This window comes from Flavobacterium aestuarii, from assembly GCF_040049115.1.
GTDB classification, from domain to species: Bacteria; Bacteroidota; Bacteroidia; order Flavobacteriales; family Flavobacteriaceae; genus Flavobacterium; species Flavobacterium aestuarii.
This window is the reverse complement of the sequence record NZ_JBDLZZ010000006.1, coordinates 169,098-186,056: the sequence shown is the minus strand read 5'-3', so window position 1 is coordinate 186,056 and position 16,959 is coordinate 169,098. Positions and strand designations below refer to the sequence as shown.

The following is a 16,959-nucleotide window of genomic DNA, read 5'->3' as shown; positions in this document are numbered from 1 at the left end:
ATTTCAGATTTAAAAAAAATGGAAAGAACACATTACAAACAAGAAATAAATATGACCGAAGCATTGATGTCACGCATCAATGAATTAATCAGTCATTATCCTGAAGACAAAAGAAAATCAGCTTTGCTTCCCGTTTTACACGAAGTTCAGGATGCTCACGACAATTGGCTAAGCATTGAATTACAGAATAAAGTTGCCGAAATTTTACAAATCAAACCTATCGAAGTGTACGAAGTAGTAACTTTTTACACAATGTTTAACCAAAGACCTATTGGCAAATATATGTTTGAATTTTGCCAGACTTCACCTTGCTGCTTGAACGGAGTTGAGGATTTAATGGATTATACATGCGAAAAATTAGGTGTTGGTATTGGAGAAACAACCGCTGATGGGCTTTTTGAAGTAAGAGGAGTTGAATGTTTGGGTGCTTGTGGGTATGCACCAATGATGCAATTGGGAGATTTTTACAAAGAACATTTGACAAAAGAAAAAGTAGATCAGTTAATCGCTGACTGCAAAGACGATAAAATAATATTACACGATAAATAATATGTCACAAAAAATATTATTAGACAAAATCAATATTCCTGGGATTAAAACCTATGAAGTATATCGTGCAAACGGCGGTTATGCTTCTGTGGAAAAAGCATTAAAAACCTTAACGCCGGATGAAGTGGTCGAAGAAGTAAAAACTTCGGGATTGCGTGGCCGTGGTGGTGCTGGTTTCCCTGCCGGAATGAAGTGGAGTTTTATTGACAAAAAATCTGGAAAACCAAGACATTTAGTCTGCAATGCCGATGAATCAGAGCCGGGAACTTTCAAGGATCGTTATCTGATGGAATACATTCCGCATTTATTGATCGAAGGTATGATTACTTCCAGTTATGCATTGGGTGCCAATCGTTCGTATATCTACATTCGTGGTGAATATATGTGGGTTTTCAAAATATTAGAAAGAGCCATCGCCGAAGCAAAAGCAGCTGGTTTTTTAGGGAAAAATATTTTAGGATCAGGATTTGATCTGGAATTACATGTTCATTGTGGTGCCGGAGCTTACATCTGCGGTGAAGAAACTGCATTGATCGAATCATTAGAAGGAAAAAGAGGAAATCCTCGTATTAAACCGCCATTCCCAGCCGTTTCTGGACTTTGGGCTAATCCAACGGTTGTAAACAACGTAGAAACTATTGCTGCTGTGCCGTGGATTGTAAATAATTCCGGGGCTGATTATGCTAAAATTGGTATCGGAAGATCTACAGGAACTAAATTAATTTCAGCTTCGGGACACATTAAAAACCCTGGTGTTTACGAAATTGAATTAGGATTAAGTGTTTACGAATTCATGAATTCTGATGAATATCTTGGCGGAATGAGTTCTGATCGTCCTCTAAAAGCTTTTGTGCCTGGAGGAAGTTCTGTTCCAGTTTTACCAGCACATTTAATTTATAAAACTGCCGCAGGCGAAGATCGTTTGATGACTTATGAATCTTTGAGCGACGGTGGTTTTGCCACAGGATCTATGCTAGGCTCAGGAGGATTTATCGTATATAATGACACTTCCTGCATCGTTCGTAATACATGGAATTTCTCTCGTTTTTATCACCATGAAAGCTGTGGACAATGCACGCCCTGTAGAGAAGGAACAGGATGGATGGAAAAAGTATTGCACAGAATCGAAAATGGACACGGACGTGAAGAAGATATCGAGTTACTATGGAGCATCCAAAGTAAAATAGAAGGAAATACAATCTGTCCACTTGGAGATGCAGCAGCTTGGCCGGTAGCGGCAGCTATTCGTCACTTTAGAGATGAATTTGAATACCATGTCCGTTTCCCTGAAAAAATAAAAAACAGAGACCATTTTGTTGCTGAACCTTTTGAGAAAGTAAAGCATTTAGTAACAAAACAAACAGTATAAAAGTTGATGGTTGATAGTTAATAGTTGATGGAATTCCAGAAACGAACAACCGACAGCCAACAACTAACAACTAATAATATGAAAGTAACGATAGACGGTCAAGAAATTGAAGTAGAAGCAGGAACGACGATCTTGCAGGCTGCACGTATGATTGGTGGAGATGTTGTTCCGCCAGCAATGTGCTATTATTCTAAGCTAAAAGGGAGCGGTGGTAAATGCCGCTGCTGTTTAGTCGATGTAACCAAAGGAAGTGATGCTGACCCAAGGCCAATGCCAAAACTAATGGCATCTTGTGTTACAGGCTGTCAGGACGGAATGGAAATTGCCAGTAAAGCATCTCCAAGAGTTCAGGAAGCAAGAAAATCGGTAACGGAATTTTTGTTAATTAATCACCCATTAGATTGTCCTATCTGTGATCAGGCGGGAGAATGTGATTTACAGAATTTAAGCTTCGAACACGGAAAATCTGAATCTAGATTTATAGAAGAAAAAAGAACATTTGAACCTGAAGATATTGGTCCAAATATTCAATTGCACATGAACCGCTGTATTTTATGCCAGAGATGTGTACAAGTTGCTGATCAATTGACAGACGATCGTGTTCATGGTGTAATGGATCGTGGTGATCATGCAAACATCTCTACTTGTATATCAAAAGCTATAACCAATGAGTTTTCTGGAAACATGATTGATGTATGTCCAGTTGGCGCTTTGACTGATAAAACTTTTAGATTTAAATCAAGAGTCTGGTTTAACAAACCTTATAATGCACACAGAGAATGTACAACTCCAGGATGCTGCGGAAAAACTACTGTTTGGATGTTTGGAAACGAAATTCAGCGTGTTACTGGCCGTAAAGATGAATTCCACGAAGTAGAAGATTTCATTTGCAACACTTGCCGTTTTGACAAAAAAGAAGTTTCTGACTGGGTGATTGAAGGACCACGTGAATTTGAAAAAGATTCTGTTATCAATCAAAATAATTATACAAGACCGTTGGAAAAAGTAGAAATCGCTACTGAGAAAAATATTCTTTTGGGCAGAGACCAAGACCGAAAAAAAATAAGCATGGCTTCAAATCCATTGGACACTAACACTCAAAAATCATAAAAATGGAAAGTACATTTGTTATAGAAAAAGGAGTGTTTATAGTAGTAATTTTTGCTCTTACGATGCTGATGGCGATGTATTCGACATGGGCTGAACGTAAAGTAGCCGCATGGCTGCAAGACAGGGTTGGCCCTAACAGAGCAGGTCCTTGGGGACTGCTTCAACCGCTTGCCGATGGAGGAAAATTATTTGCAAAAGAAGAATTTTTCCCAAACACTCCTAATAAATTTTTATTTGTTGTAGGCCCTGCAATTGCAATGAGTACGGCTTTAATGACAAGTGCAGTTATTCCTTGGGGAGACAAACTGCATTTGTTTGGAAGAGATATATTATTGCAGGCAACTGATGTAAATATCGCTATATTGTATGTTTTTGGTGTTGTTTCCCTGGGAGTTTATGGCATCATGATTGGTGGCTGGGCTTCAAACAATAAATTCTCTTTGATGGGAGCTATCAGAGCGGCATCACAAATGGTTTCTTATGAGGTAGCAATGGGATTATCTATAATCGCTTTGACTATGATGACAGGAACTTTAAGCCTGAAAGAAATCTCAATACAGCAGTCAGAATGGCACTGGAATGTTTTATACCAGCCATTGACTTTCCTGATTTTCCTGATTTGTTCATTTGCTGAATTAAACAGAACTCCTTTCGACTTAGCAGAATGTGAATCGGAATTAATTGGAGGATATCATACCGAATATTCTTCGATGAAAATGGGATTCTATTTATTTGCTGAGTATGCGAATATGTTCATTTCCTCTACTATTATGGCTGTACTGTTTTTTGGAGGATACAATTATCCAGGAATGGCATGGGCTGTAGAAAACTGGGGAGTAAATATTGCAAACATAATTGGAATGATGGCTCTGTTTGCTAAATTATGCGGATTTATTTTCTTTATTATGTGGGTTCGATGGACGATTCCAAGATTTAGATATGACCAATTGATGCATTTGGGATGGAGAATTCTGATTCCGCTTGCGATTGTCAACATTATGATAACCGGAGTTGTGATTTTGAGAAGTGAAATTGCTGTTTATTTCGGACTTTAATAGAAAATTCCTTAGTTAACGGAACTAGCCCTGATAGAAGCGGTATCTCCCGATAAATAAAAACTACGGCTAAAAAGCCTTATTTTTAAATCGGGAATAAAATAGATAACAGGATTAGCTACAAATAAAAAATATAAAATGTCAATAGAAACTATATCCTTATCGGGAAGAAAAAAAATGGTCTCCAACAAGGAGATGACTTTTTTGGAACGCATGTATCTGATTGCGATTGTAAAAGGTTTAGCCATTACTATAAAACACCTTTTTAAGAGAAAAGCAACGATTCAGTATCCGGAACAGGTTCGTGTCATGAGTCCTGTATATCGCGGTCAGCACATGCTGAAACGGGATGAACAAGGACGTGAAAACTGTACAGCTTGTGGATTATGCGCTTTGTCCTGCCCTGCAGAAGCGATTACAATGAAAGCGGGTGAGCGTAAAGCGAATGAGAAACACCTTTACAGAGAGGAAAAATATGCCGAGATATATGAAATCAATATGCTGCGCTGTATTTTTTGCGGACTGTGTGAAGAAGCTTGTCCAAAAGATGCTATTTACTTAACCATTTCTAAAGAATTGGTTCCTGCCAGTTATGAAAGAGAAGATTTCATTTTTGGAAAAGACAAGCTGGTTATGCCTCTGGAAATGGCTTTGAAAAACACTCAACTAAAAAACGCTAACTAATGTCAACAGTACTTATTTTATTTTGCGTATTGTCTGCAATCACATTGCTAACAGCATTTTTAACCATTTTTAGCAGAAATCCAATACACAGCGCTATTTATTTAGTGATTTGTTTTTTCTCTATTGCTGGACATTATTTATTGCTGAACGCTCAATTTTTAGCAATCGTACATATCATTGTTTATTCGGGGGCAATCATGATTTTATTGCTCTTCACCATAATGCTTATGAATCTTAATGAAGCGGATGAAGTCCATAAACCTCGATTTACGAGATTGGGTGCAATTGTTTCCTTTTGTCTGGTTTGTCTGGTTTTGATAAAAATCTTTATCGATTCTAAACCAATTGTAGAATACGATTATACGGGAGAAGATTACCAATCGATAAAAGTACTCGGAAAAGCATTATTGAATGAGTATATGGTTCCGTTTGAATTTGCTTCTATCTTATTACTGGTTGCAATGATTGGTACAGTGCTATTGTCTAAAAAAGAAAAATCAGAAAAATAATGAACAATATTTTAACTCAAATTGGTATAGAGAACTATATCTTCCTGTGTGTAACTCTTTTTTGCATTGGTATTTTTGGAGTTTTATACAGACGTAATGCAATCATTGTATTTATGTCTATCGAAATTATGCTGAATGCCGTTAACTTATTGTTTGTGGCTTTTTCAACTTACCACCAAGACACACAGGGACAAGTATTCGTATTTTTCTCAATGGCTGTAGCGGCTGCAGAAGTCGCTGTAGGACTGGCCATATTGGTTTCGATATTTAGAAATATCGGATCAATCAGCATCGATAATTTAAAAAACTTAAAAGGATAAATGGCAATGGATACCAATTTAGCTTTAGTCTTACTGTTAACTCCTTTTTTAGGATTTTTAATTAATATTTTCTTTGGAAAGGCATTAGGGAAGTCGGTTTCTGGAATTATAGGAACACTGTCGATAGTGGTTTCATTTCTTGTTTCGATTTCTTTCTTTCTGCAGATCAGCCAAACACACCAAGCGGTCAGCATTCAATTATTTGATTGGATTCAGATTAGTAAATTCAACGTGAGTTTTGGTTTTTTATTGGATCAGTTATCCATTTTATGGCTTCTATTTGTAACTGGAATTGGGTCATTGATTCATTTATATTCTATCAGCTATATGCATGACGATGAAAATATGCATAAGTTTTTTGCCTATCTGAATCTGTTTGTGTTTTTCATGATTTCGCTAGTAGTTGGAAGCAATCTATTGGTAATGTTCATTGGCTGGGAAGGTGTTGGACTTTGTTCTTACTTACTAATTGGATTCTGGCACAAAAACCAAGATTACAATGATGCTGCCAAAAAAGCTTTTATCATGAACCGTATCGGGGATTTGGGATTGCTTATCGGTATATTTATCTTAGGAAGCTTATTCTCTACTTTGGATTTTGCCTCTTTACAAACCGCAATCGCTGGAGCTAAAAATCTTGATACACTTTGGCTAAGCATTGCAGCTTTGGCATTGTTTATCGGAGCCTGCGGAAAATCAGCACAGATTCCTTTATACACTTGGTTGCCTGATGCGATGGCAGGACCTACGCCAGTTTCGGCTCTGATTCATGCTGCTACGATGGTTACCGCAGGTATTTTCATGGTATCCAGAATGCATTTCTTATTTGATTTAACACACGAAATACAAACCATTATTGCTGTAATCGGAGGAGTAACTTCATTGGTTGCTGCAACGATCGGTTTGGTTCAAAATGACATTAAAAAAGTACTTGCCTACTCAACCGTTTCCCAATTGGGATTAATGTTTTTGGCTTTAGGTTTTGGTGCTTATGAAGTAGCCATTTTTCACGTAATCACTCACGCTTTCTTCAAAGCTTGTTTATTCCTTGGCTCTGGATCTGTTATTCACGGTTTGCATGGTGAACAGGATATGCGTAAAATGGGTGGTTTGAAAAAAGCGATGCCAATTACTTTCTGGACAATGCTTATTTCATCATTAGCTATTTCTGGAGTCCCAGTATTTTCAGGTTTCTTTTCTAAAGATGAAATTCTGATGACAGCTTTCCATCATAACATCCCGCTTTGGGTTGTTGGATCGGTTGCTTCTATCATGACTGCGTTCTATATGTTCCGATTGATGTTCTTGACTTTTTTCAAGGAGTTTAGAGGGACTGAAGAACAAAAACATCATCTGCACGAAAGTCCGGCTTTAATCACTATTCCTTTAATTGTTTTGGCTATTTTGGCAACTATTGGAGGTTTGATTAGTTTGCCAGGCAATAGCTGGTTAAATCATTACTTGGCTCCATTGTTTGCACAAGCTTCTCATGAGGAACATACTTTAGGCAGTACAGAATATATGCTGATGGCAATTGCAGTTGTTGGAGGATTAGTTGGAATTGGAATTGCTTACGCTAAATATATTTCTAAAAATGAAGTGCCTGATGAAGATTCAGAAATAACAGGAGTTACAAAAGTACTTTACAACAAATATTATGTTGATGAATTGTATGATTCTATCTTTGTTTCTTCGATAAATGTATTGTCAAAATTCTTTAGAGACTATGTAGAAACTGGAATTTCATCACTGGTTTTTGGACTTGGCAAAGTTACTAATGAACTTAGCTTTCAAGGTAAAAAATTACAGAATGGAAGTGTTGGACTATACCTGTTTGCATTTGTTTTAGGCATGTGTGCCATTATTTCTTATTTATTTCTAGCTCAATAATTATAATACTATGAACGTATCTTTAATATTAATCATTCTTTTAGTTGGCGCATTTGCGACTTATTTAGCTGGTGACAAGCTCGCTTCAAAAGTGGCTTTGTTTTTTGGAATAGCGTCAGCAGGTTGTTCAATAGTCTTGTTAAATCATTTTAATTTAGGGGAAAACATCAGCTATTACAGCCAATGGATCACATTACCTAAAGTTGTGTTTGCCTTGCAGGCAGATGGGTTGTCATTGGCAATGGTTATATTAACAACTGTCTTGACAGCTATTATAATATTGTCATCATTTGATAACGATTTCAAAAATGCAAAAGCAATTTATGCTCTAATACTGTTCATGTCTTTTGCAATGACTGGTACATTTTTAGCCAGTGATGGACTTTTATATTATATCTTCTGGGAATTATCTTTGATTCCTATTTATTTCATCGCCCTGATTTGGGGCAATGGAGATGCCGAAGAACGCAAAAAAGCGGTGGTTAAATTCTTTATCTATACACTTGCAGGATCTTTGTTCATGCTTGTAGCATTTGTTTATATGTATCAAAAAGCAGGAAGCTTCCTAATTGAAGATTTATACAAATTAGACTTAACTATCAATGAACAAAAATGGATTTTTACGGCTTTCTTCCTTGCTTATGCTATTAAAATTCCGTTGATTCCTTTCCATACTTGGCAGGCCAATGTATATCAAAAAGCACCAACTCTTGGAACAATGCTCTTGTCTGGGATTATGCTAAAAATGGGATTGTACAGCCTTATCCGCTGGCAATTGCCATTGGCACCTTTAGCAGCTAAAGAATACATGTATATTTTCATCGGAGTGGGTATTGCTGGTGTTATTTATGGTTCAATTGTAGCATTGAGACAAAAAGACCTGAAAAAATTATTAGCTTATTCATCTCTTGCCCACGTTGGATTAATTGCAGCTGGAACTTATGCCTTAAACCTCGATGGTTTCAGAGGAGCAGTTTTGCAAATGATTGCTCACGGTTTTGTTGTAGTAGGACTGTTTTTTGCCGCTGAAATTATTTTCAGAAGATACGAAACAAGATTAATTACTGAGATGGGTGGCATTCGTTCCCAATCTCCAAAATTCACTTCTATGTTTTTAATTTTGGTATTGGCATCAGTGGCTTTACCAACAACTTTTAATTTTATTGGAGAATTTACCGTATTATACAGTCTTTCTCAAATCAATATTTGGTTTGCAATTCTAGGCGGAACAACTATTATTTTGGGAGCTTATTATATGCTTAAAATGTTTCAGCATGCTATGTTAGGTGAAACCAATATAAAAGCGTTTGCTGATGTTACTCTTTCTGAAGCATTGACAATGATTCTTATAATCGCTGTATTGTTTTTCTTTGGAATGTACCCAAAACCAATCAACGATTTGATTACACCAAGTCTTGAAACTATTTTAAACACTATTAATAAATACAATTAAGTAAAAAGCATAATATAAATGACAACATTAATAGCTATAATAGGATTAGGTATTTTAAGCCTTATTTTTGAGATCTTTGATTTTAGAAAAGCAATTATTCCAATAACTGTAATTGGATTATTAGCGATTCTGGGACTTACTGTTTCCGAATTTAATTCTCCTGAAAATTACTACAGCAACATGATCGTAGTAAGTAAGTTTTCAGTCTCATTTTCTAGCTTATTTATCATACTGACAGTGTTTCTGGTTGCCTTAGGGCATAATTTTTATGAAAATCACCAAAGCAAGCTATCTGATTTTATTGCGATAAAAATATTTTTATTAGCAGGTGCAGTAGCAATGGTTTCTTTTGGAAATCTTGCTATGTTCTTTTTAGGAATCGAAATACTTTCTATTTCACTTTATATACTTGCCGCCAGTAATAGAACTAAAGTAAAAAGTAATGAAGCAGGAATGAAATATTTCCTGATGGGTTCATTTGCTTCAGGGATTATTTTATTTGGAATCTGTATGATTTACGGTGCAATGGGTTCTTTTGATATTGTTGAAATCAGTGATATGTCACAATCAGCCGAATTGCCAATCTGGTTTCCAATAGGAATATCTCTGCTTACTATCGGTATGCTATTCAAGGTTGCTGCTGTTCCATTTCATTTTTGGGCACCTGATGTTTACGAAGGATCTCCAACGCTTACGACTGCTTTAATGAGCACATTGGCAAAAGTAGTAGCCATTGCAACTCTTTATAAATTATTGTCCGGCATGAATGCTGATATTAATTATTCAGTACAAATCGTTGTAGTAATTATTTCAATACTTTCTATGACAGTAGGCAATATCATGGCATTGCGTCAAGTCAATGTAAAACGTATGCTGGCATTCTCGGGAATTTCGCATGCTGGTTTCATGCTGATGGCTTTATTGAGTATTTCTAACGCTGCTGGAAACTTATTGTATTACACTGCTGCTTATTCATTATCTGGTATTGCTGCGTTCAGTGTTATTTTGTATGTGTGTAAGAATAGAGATAATGAAGACATCGCTAACTTCCACGGTTTAGGAAAAACTAATCCATTATTAGCAGCTATCTTAACAGGTTCATTACTATCTATGGCTGGTATTCCAATCTTTGCTGGTTTCTTTGCCAAGTTGGTCCTGTTCAGTCAAACTATTCAGGCAGGTTATTTAGTAGTAGTTATATTTGCTGTCATCAACTCTATCATAAGTGTTGGCTACTACTTTAAATTAATCTTAGCCATGTACACTAAAGAGCCGAACGAAACCCGCGCAGGCAAAGCATATATTTATCATGTTGCAGCTATAATTGCTATTGCATTAAATATAATCATTGGTTTATTCCCTTCACTTGTTTTAGATTTATTGAAATAAACATATTATTGCGCATAAAACAAAAGGCCAGCTCAATCAGCTGGCCTTTTTGATATAAAATTATGCATTGAAAACCCTGTTAAAAAAAGACAGAAAAAACAGCGTCATAAAGCACTGAAATTCATTTATTATCGCTAAATTACGATATGAAATAAATGAGTTATGGGGACGACTAAAAAACAAGATTTCGATCAGGAAACAAATGCAATTGCAGAAATCTGCAAAGCATTAGGACATCCTACACGTATGCAGATAATGACACTTCTGTGGACAAAAAACAGCAGAACCTGTGGCGAAATTGTTTCTCTGATTCCATTAGCACAATCCACCATATCCAAACATTTATTAGAATTAAAAAAAGCAGATCTTTTAAAAGTAAAAAATGTCGGAAAGAAAACCATTTATTCCATTGAAGTAGAAAAAATACAGATTCTCAAAAAGTATTTAACCAATTATCTGTCGAACAAATTACTTTCAAAAGAAGCTGAAACTGCAATACTCTCACCGACACCAAAAATCAAAAAAAGAGACAAATTATATTTAAAGGATTTCAACTATCAATTTCCTGGCAAAAAAAATAATGCAGCACAAAACAGCCCTGAGTAAACTTATAATAAAAACTTAAAAACAAAGCGTTCAGAATACTATTTTATAATTTTACATTCTAAAAATCTGGCAATGCCAAGAAAAGAAACACAATGAAAAATCAATTAAAAGTACAAATATGGTCCGATGTAATGTGTCCATTTTGTTATATAGGCAAAAGAAAAATTGAGGAAGCACTAACTCAATTTGAAAATAAAGATTCTGTCGAAATAGAATGGAAAAGTTTTGAATTGGATCCTTCATTTAAAGCAGCTCCTAATGAAAGCATTGCAGACCATCTTGCTGACAAATATGGCAGAGACAGAGATTGGGCAGAATCTATGCTGGAAAACACTACTCAGACTGCTAAACTTTCCGGTTTAGATTTCCATTTTGAAAAATCGATTCTGGCCAATTCATTAAACGCACACCGATTGATTCATTTGGCAAAAAAGCACAATATTGCCAATGAATTAGAAGAATTGCTGTTCAGAGCTTACTTCACAGAAGGAAAAAATGTGAATGACTGGAATACGCTGCAGGAAATTGGCCAAAATGCCGGATTGCCTATTGACGAAATAAAACAGCTGATAGATACTGATATTTACACAAAAGAAGTACGCTACGATCAGCAGGAAGCACAAAAACTTGGAGTAACAGGAGTTCCATTCTTTGTATTCGACAATAAGTATGCAATATCCGGAGCACAGCCAACAGACACATTTTTGAAAACCTTGGAAAAAACTTGGGAAGAAGGAAATTTTGAAACCAAATTGAAACTTCAAAATACTTCTGATGAAAACAGCTGTAGTATCGATGGATGTGAATAACACAAAAACTATGAACGAAATAACAAAACCTCTACGATGGGGAATAATCGGCTGTGGTAATGTTACTGAAGTAAAAAGTGGTCCCGCCTATCAAAAAACAGCTGGTTTTACTATTGGTGCAGTAATGCGCAGAAATCCTGAAAAAGCTGCAGATTACGCGAAAAGGCATGGTATCTCAAAATTTTATACGGATGCCGATGCCTTAATTAACGATCCCGAAATTGATGCTGTATATATTGCAACACCGCCCGATACTCATAAATATTATGGCTTGAAAGTTGCCGAAGCAGGAAAACCATGCTGTATAGAAAAACCATTGGCACCGAGTTATCAAGACTGTCTGGAAATTGCCGAAGCGTTTGAAGCAAAAAATATTCCAGTATTTGTCGCTTATTACAGAAGAACTCTGCCAAGATTTGAGCAAGTGAAAAAATGGATTGATTCTAAAACCATTGGAGACATCAGACACATCAGATGGCACCTGAGCAAACCTGCAAGCGATCAGGACCGTTCTGGCGAATACAATTGGAGAACTGACATAAAAGTAGCACCAGCAGGCTATTTTGATGATTTAGCCAGCCACGGACTGGATTTATTCATTCACTATTTTGGTGACATAAAAGAAGTTTCAGGCATTAGCTTAAATCAGCAGGGATTGTACACTTCAAAAGATGCCTGTGTGGCAAACTGGATTCACGAATCGGGAATAACAGGGAGCGGAAGCTGGAATTTTGGCACATTCGAACGAGAAGATGTAGTCGAAATTTATGGCAGTGAAGGAAAAATTACTTTTTCGATATTTGAAAACGATCCATTAATCCTAAAAACTGTCACAGGAGAAACTGCTCATAACATACCTCATCCCGAAAATATTCAGCTGCATCATGCAGAACAGATGCGGGATCAGCTTTTAGGAAATCATAAACATCCGTCAAACGCATTTACAGCTGCACACACCAGCTGGGTGATGGATCAGATTATTGGAAACCCGATTATACAATAAAAATCAAACACGAATTTCACAAATTATCACAAATTATTTTCCGTGCAGATTTGAGAAATTCGTGTTAACTATTTTACCAGACAATTTCAGATTTCTGACCTTTTTTCAAAGTAACATTTTGTTTTTTGCCTCCGCAAATAAGCATTGTTTTTCCTCCATTTTTGGAATAAACAGTTACTTTTTGCAGATTTTTATTATTCCATTCCATCGAGATTTCAAAACCTCCTCTGGCACATATTCCTCTTACCGAACCGCTTTCCCATGCATCGGGTAAAGCTGGCAATAATCGGATTTCATTTTCATTCGACTGCACCAGCATTTCGGCAACAGCTGCAGCACCTCCAAAATTTCCGTCAATCTGGAACGGCGGGTGCGCATCGAATAAATTCGGATACGTCCCTCCCCCTCTTCTTGGTGTTTCAGTTTTCTTCCCGTCTGGATCAACATATCTGAGAAGTTCACGGAACATTTTGTAAGCGCGGTTTCCGTCCCAAAGCCTTGCCCAAAGATTAATTCTCCAGCCTTTTGACCAGCCCGTAGTTTCATCACCCTTTATTTCGAGTGTTTTTTTGGAAGCTTCCGCCAAATCTGGAGTTTTCTCAGGCGTAATATGATTCCCTGGGAAAAGCCCGAATAACTGCGATTGATGACGATGTTTTGGATCTTTATCATCCCAATCAAAATACCATTCCTGCAGATTGCCTTTTTTCCCAATCTGATAAGGATATAATTTACCCAAAGCTTCTTCCAGTTTTCCTCTAAAATCAGCATCAATATCTAAAACTTTTGAAGCTTTTATGGTTTTGTCGAAACATTCTCTAATCATCGCCAAATCTGCAGTTCCTCCGTATAATGTTGCCCCTGCAAAACCATCCGGCGTGAGATACTGATTTTCCGGTGAAGTAGATGGTGAAGTGATTAAATTTCCATTTTTATCCGTAACCATCCAACCCAAACAGAATTCAGCAGCGCCTTTCATCAATGAATAACCTTCATTTTTTAAGTAATTCTTATCCTGCGTAAAAACATAATGTTCCCAAATATGCGTGCTTAGCCACGCTCCCGCCAACGGCCAGCAGGCCCACATTGGATCTTCTTTTCCAAACTGACCCACAGGATTACTCATCGCCCAAATATCCGAATTATGAGCGGCAGTCCAGCCTTTATCAACTCCATAAAAAGTTTTCGCCGTAATCTTTCCCGTCACCGAAAGATTTTTGATCAAACCCAAAAGAGGCAAATGCATTTCGGAAAGATTGGTGTTTTCTGCCAGCCAGTAATTCTCCTGAGCATTAATATTTAATGTATAATCACAGCTCCAAGGCGGATTTACATAAGGATTCCAAAGTCCCTGCAAATTGGCAGGAACTCCTAAAGTCCTTGAACTGCTTATCAGCAAATAACGTCCGTACTGAAAATACAGTATTTCTAAATTCTTGTCTTCTTTTCCATCCGCGTAGCGCAGTAAACGTTCATCAGTTGGCAAATCTGGAGCTGTTGTTTTTCCTAAATTTAAATCGACACGATTGTAGAATTTTTGATAATCGGCAACGTGGGATAGTTTTAATTTATCGAAAGTTTTACCAAAAGCTTTATTCAAATGATTTGATGCAATTACTTTGTTGTCCAAGCCTTCGGTGTTTGGATTTTTATCAAAACCATTAAAACTGGTAGCTACCGAAACGAAAATCACTGCTTCTGTAGCGTTTTTAACTCCTAAACTCTTTTCGGAAGTTACAATTGTCCCGTCCGTATTTTTAATTTTTATCAAACTTGTAAAACGGGTTCCTCTTTCTTTATTGGTCAGAAAAGCAAGCGGAACGGTGTATTGTTCATTTTCGTGTATCGGTGCAACGCCATTTAACGCAAGCTCATTATCTTTGAGTTCCGAACTAGAAGTCAGCAAACTGCTTGAATGAATGTCAAAATTCAAAGCTCCTTTCTGACTGCTGGTCAATTTGATCACCATGATTTGATCCGGAGCAGAAACAAAATATTCACGGGTATATTTTACACCATCAATTTCATAACTTACCTTGGAAACAGCATTCGAAACATCCAATTCTCGGTAATAATTGATAACTTTTCCCGTATGAAAATTATTGATTTCAAGCGTTCCCAATGGTGCGTAGGATTCGGCATTTTTTCCTTGTAGCTTTTTATTCAGCTCTTCAGCAAGCTGATAATTTTCATTTTTCAGCGCTTCGCGGATAGCAGGAATATTTTTGTACGCTTCGGGATTCATATTGGCATTCACGGGTTCGCCAGACCAAAGTGTGATGTCATTCAGATAAATTTTATCCGAATTGATTCCGCCAAAGACTGTTGCTCCCATCTTTCCGTTACCTAAAACAAGGGTTTCCTCAAAATATTCGGCCGGCTGTTTGTACCATAATTTGTGGGTAGATTGGGCTACCGATTTTCCGTGGAAAAGGGTAAAAATCAAAACTCCGAGTAGTTTTTTAAAAAAATTTGAACGCATAACTATTAGGTGTTTTTTTATATTTATTCAGTTTTCAATTGCCTACAGCTTTAGCTGTAGAAATAAAATCAGTAATCAATTAATGGCTTTAGCCAAAATACTATGCATTTGGCTAAAGCCAATTAAACACTTTTTCTTCATTCCTCCAGCTAAAGCTGGAGGCAAATAATTATTCAATTGGTTTATAAACAAAATTCCTAAACGTCACCGAGCCATCTCCTACTGCAGAAAGTCCAAGCTTAAGACTCATAAAACCGCTAAGCACATTATGATTGAAAGAACTTACCTCAGCTGAATTCTCTATTTTCAGCCAATCCTTACCATCAATGCTGTAGAACATATTTACTACTTGTTCCTTTTTTTCCAAACGTAAAAATAAGTGATTTTTATTCACGCCTTTAACCGTTGGAAACTGCCAAACTCTAAGGATTGCCATGATATTTTCCTTGTCAAAAGCGATACCGGTAAACAATTTAGTATCGTAGAAAAGAACCAGTCCAGCCGATGCGTTTCCTGCAATTTCAACCTCAACATCGGCAGTGTAGGAATGGTCAGAAGGTGTACATAACAACGGTGAACTTTGACCAATACCAGTTCCTTTTCCTTTGATTTTTATTCCATTGGAAGAAAATGTGGTACGTTGAGCATCATATTCGTCAAAAAACTGCCATTGCGGATTAAGCTTTGTTCCAGTAAAAGTATCCGAAAGTGTAAAATCATTTTTTACGGATTGACCCGCCGGTTTTTTTATTGCATCTTCAGTTTTAATGCCATCTTTTATTTTGAACCAGCCATCCTTTGTCCATTCTATAGGCTGTAAAAGCGTTTGACGCCCCATATTGTAATAGCCGTTTTCATATCCGTGAAAAACCATCCACCAATTTCCTTTAACATCGTCGATAATTGAAGCATGGCCTTTTGACCACCACTTTTCGGAACTACTATTTGTTCTGATGATCGGGTTATGAGGTGCATTTTCCCAAGGACCGAAAGGCGATTTGGAACGTGCCGAAATTACCATATGGCTGGTTGCAGGTCCTGCAGTTCCTCCTTCGGCTACGGTTAAATAATAATAGTCGCCCTTTTTAATCATTTTTGGGCCTTCGAGACAAAAACACTCTATCGACCAATCGTTTGGAATTTTCCATCCATCATAGGCATGCGTCGCTTTTCCAGTTACCGAAAGGCCGTCTTTGGAAAGTGGCACATAACTTCCATCACTGAAATAAAGGAAACGATTACCTTTATCATCTGTAAAATGTCCTGGGTCTATGCTTCCAATTTTTAAATCAATTGGATCGCTCCAAGGGCCGTTTATATTATCTGCCGAAACCACGAAGTTAGTATTATTGGCAGGGAAATAGATGTAAAATTTATTGCTGTATTTTACCAAATCCGGAGCCCAAACGGAACCCACACTTTTTGTAAGTGCGTGTGTAACGGGCTTCCAATTAATCAAATCCTTGGAAGTCCAAATTAACAGTCCCGGATAATAATTGAATGACGAATGCACAATATAGTAATCCTCCCCGTCTCGAAGAATCGACGGATCTGGGTAATCGCCAGCAAAGATTGGATTGCTGTACGTATCAGGTTTTTGCTGGCTTTTTTGTTGCTGTGCGTGGATAGCAAGCGACATTGAAAATATAAATAATAGAAAGCTTTTTTTCATAGTTACTTTTTTCAAAATTTTATTAATAATTATGCAAACTTGTATATTGTTTTCAAAAG

General features: G+C 36.9%; 15 protein-coding genes. 13 read left to right on the top strand and 2 right to left on the bottom strand.

Going from position 1 to position 16,959, the window contains the following annotated elements:
- Positions 1-18 precede the first annotated feature (18 nt).
- The 13 genes from ABEG11_RS08540 (at position 19) to ABEG11_RS08480 (ending at position 12,746) form a co-directional block, all read left to right on the top strand.
- Positions 19-549, top strand: coding sequence for a complex I 24 kDa subunit family protein (locus ABEG11_RS08540; RefSeq protein ID WP_348823748.1), 531 nt, complete (start codon positions 19-21; stop codon positions 547-549).
- 1 nt (position 550) lies between these two features.
- On the top strand, positions 551-1,918 hold the full coding sequence (gene nuoF, locus ABEG11_RS08535; RefSeq protein ID WP_348823747.1) for an NADH-quinone oxidoreductase subunit NuoF: 1,368 nt from the start codon (positions 551-553) through the stop codon (positions 1,916-1,918).
- Positions 1,919-1,996: 78 nt separating this feature from the next.
- The gene (locus ABEG11_RS08530) at positions 1,997-3,028 is read left to right on the top strand and encodes an NADH-quinone oxidoreductase subunit G (RefSeq protein ID WP_348823746.1); all 1,032 of its coding nucleotides are present in this window, start codon (positions 1,997-1,999) and stop codon (positions 3,026-3,028) included.
- Positions 3,029-3,030: 2 nt separating this feature from the next.
- Complete coding sequence (gene nuoH, locus ABEG11_RS08525) at positions 3,031-4,083, top strand: NADH-quinone oxidoreductase subunit NuoH (protein WP_348823745.1); 1,053 nt, start codon at positions 3,031-3,033, stop codon at positions 4,081-4,083.
- 138 nt (positions 4,084-4,221) lie between these two features.
- Positions 4,222-4,767: a NuoI/complex I 23 kDa subunit family protein gene (locus ABEG11_RS08520; RefSeq protein WP_348823744.1), complete on the top strand. Its 546-nt coding sequence runs from the start codon at positions 4,222-4,224 to the stop codon at positions 4,765-4,767.
- Complete coding sequence (locus ABEG11_RS08515) at positions 4,767-5,276, top strand: NADH-quinone oxidoreductase subunit J family protein (RefSeq protein WP_348823743.1); 510 nt, start codon at positions 4,767-4,769, stop codon at positions 5,274-5,276. The genes ABEG11_RS08520 and ABEG11_RS08515 overlap by 1 nt, the downstream gene beginning before the upstream one ends.
- Positions 5,276-5,596: an NADH-quinone oxidoreductase subunit NuoK gene (nuoK, locus tag ABEG11_RS08510; RefSeq protein ID WP_100432422.1), complete on the top strand. Its 321-nt coding sequence runs from the start codon at positions 5,276-5,278 to the stop codon at positions 5,594-5,596. The genes ABEG11_RS08515 and nuoK overlap by 1 nt, the downstream gene beginning before the upstream one ends.
- Before the next feature lie 6 nt (positions 5,597-5,602).
- A complete protein-coding gene (gene nuoL / locus ABEG11_RS08505; RefSeq protein WP_348823742.1) occupies positions 5,603-7,486 on the top strand; it encodes an NADH-quinone oxidoreductase subunit L in 1,884 nt (627 codons plus the stop codon).
- Positions 7,487-7,496: 10 nt separating this feature from the next.
- Positions 7,497-8,939, top strand: a complete 1,443-nt coding sequence (locus tag ABEG11_RS08500; RefSeq protein ID WP_348823741.1) for a complex I subunit 4 family protein — start codon at positions 7,497-7,499, stop codon at positions 8,937-8,939.
- A gap of 18 nt (positions 8,940-8,957) precedes the next feature.
- Positions 8,958-10,328 carry an NADH-quinone oxidoreductase subunit N gene (locus ABEG11_RS08495; RefSeq protein WP_348823740.1) on the top strand — a complete coding sequence of 457 codons (1,371 nt, stop codon included), beginning with the start codon at positions 8,958-8,960 and terminating at the stop codon, positions 10,326-10,328.
- Between the two features lie 162 nt (positions 10,329-10,490).
- Complete coding sequence (locus ABEG11_RS08490) at positions 10,491-10,934, top strand: ArsR/SmtB family transcription factor (protein ID WP_348823739.1); 444 nt, start codon at positions 10,491-10,493, stop codon at positions 10,932-10,934.
- A 92-nt stretch (positions 10,935-11,026) separates the two neighbouring features.
- A complete protein-coding gene (locus tag ABEG11_RS08485) occupies positions 11,027-11,743 on the top strand; it encodes a DsbA family oxidoreductase (protein ID WP_348823738.1) in 717 nt (238 codons plus the stop codon).
- Positions 11,709-12,746 carry a Gfo/Idh/MocA family protein gene (locus ABEG11_RS08480; RefSeq protein ID WP_435302837.1) on the top strand — a complete coding sequence of 346 codons (1,038 nt, stop codon included), beginning with the start codon at positions 11,709-11,711 and terminating at the stop codon, positions 12,744-12,746. The genes ABEG11_RS08485 and ABEG11_RS08480 overlap by 35 nt, the downstream gene beginning before the upstream one ends.
- Before the next feature lie 73 nt (positions 12,747-12,819).
- On the opposite strand, the gene ABEG11_RS08475 is transcribed toward ABEG11_RS08480, so the two are convergent.
- Positions 12,820-15,228 carry a glycoside hydrolase family 95 protein gene (locus tag ABEG11_RS08475; protein ID WP_348823737.1) on the bottom strand — a complete coding sequence of 803 codons (2,409 nt, stop codon included), beginning with the start codon at positions 15,226-15,228 and terminating at the stop codon, positions 12,820-12,822.
- Positions 15,229-15,397: 169 nt separating this feature from the next.
- On the bottom strand, positions 15,398-16,900 hold the full coding sequence (locus tag ABEG11_RS08470; protein ID WP_348823736.1) for a family 43 glycosylhydrolase: 1,503 nt from the start codon (positions 16,898-16,900) through the stop codon (positions 15,398-15,400).
- Positions 16,901-16,959 lie beyond the last annotated feature (59 nt).

Bases quoted from the DNA above. Each gene is read 5' to 3' on its own strand.
- ABEG11_RS08540 (WP_348823748.1), top strand. From the start codon at position 19: ATGGAAAGAACACATTACAAACAAGAAATAAATATGACCGAAGCATTG.
- nuoF (WP_348823747.1), top strand. From the start codon at position 551: ATGTCACAAAAAATATTATTAGACAAAATCAATATTCCTGGGATTAAA.
- ABEG11_RS08530 (WP_348823746.1), top strand. From the start codon at position 1,997: ATGAAAGTAACGATAGACGGTCAAGAAATTGAAGTAGAAGCAGGAACG.
- nuoH (WP_348823745.1), top strand. From the start codon at position 3,031: ATGGAAAGTACATTTGTTATAGAAAAAGGAGTGTTTATAGTAGTAATT.
- ABEG11_RS08520 (WP_348823744.1), top strand. From the start codon at position 4,222: ATGTCAATAGAAACTATATCCTTATCGGGAAGAAAAAAAATGGTCTCC.
- ABEG11_RS08515 (WP_348823743.1), top strand. From the start codon at position 4,767: ATGTCAACAGTACTTATTTTATTTTGCGTATTGTCTGCAATCACATTG.
- nuoK (WP_100432422.1), top strand. From the start codon at position 5,276: ATGAACAATATTTTAACTCAAATTGGTATAGAGAACTATATCTTCCTG.
- nuoL (WP_348823742.1), top strand. From the start codon at position 5,603: ATGGATACCAATTTAGCTTTAGTCTTACTGTTAACTCCTTTTTTAGGA.
- ABEG11_RS08500 (WP_348823741.1), top strand. From the start codon at position 7,497: ATGAACGTATCTTTAATATTAATCATTCTTTTAGTTGGCGCATTTGCG.
- ABEG11_RS08495 (WP_348823740.1), top strand. From the start codon at position 8,958: ATGACAACATTAATAGCTATAATAGGATTAGGTATTTTAAGCCTTATT.
- ABEG11_RS08490 (WP_348823739.1), top strand. From the start codon at position 10,491: ATGGGGACGACTAAAAAACAAGATTTCGATCAGGAAACAAATGCAATT.
- ABEG11_RS08485 (WP_348823738.1), top strand. From the start codon at position 11,027: ATGAAAAATCAATTAAAAGTACAAATATGGTCCGATGTAATGTGTCCA.
- ABEG11_RS08480 (WP_435302837.1), top strand. From the start codon at position 11,709: ATGAAAACAGCTGTAGTATCGATGGATGTGAATAACACAAAAACTATG.
- ABEG11_RS08475 (WP_348823737.1), bottom strand. From the start codon at position 15,228: ATGCGTTCAAATTTTTTTAAAAAACTACTCGGAGTTTTGATTTTTACC.
- ABEG11_RS08470 (WP_348823736.1), bottom strand. From the start codon at position 16,900: ATGAAAAAAAGCTTTCTATTATTTATATTTTCAATGTCGCTTGCTATC.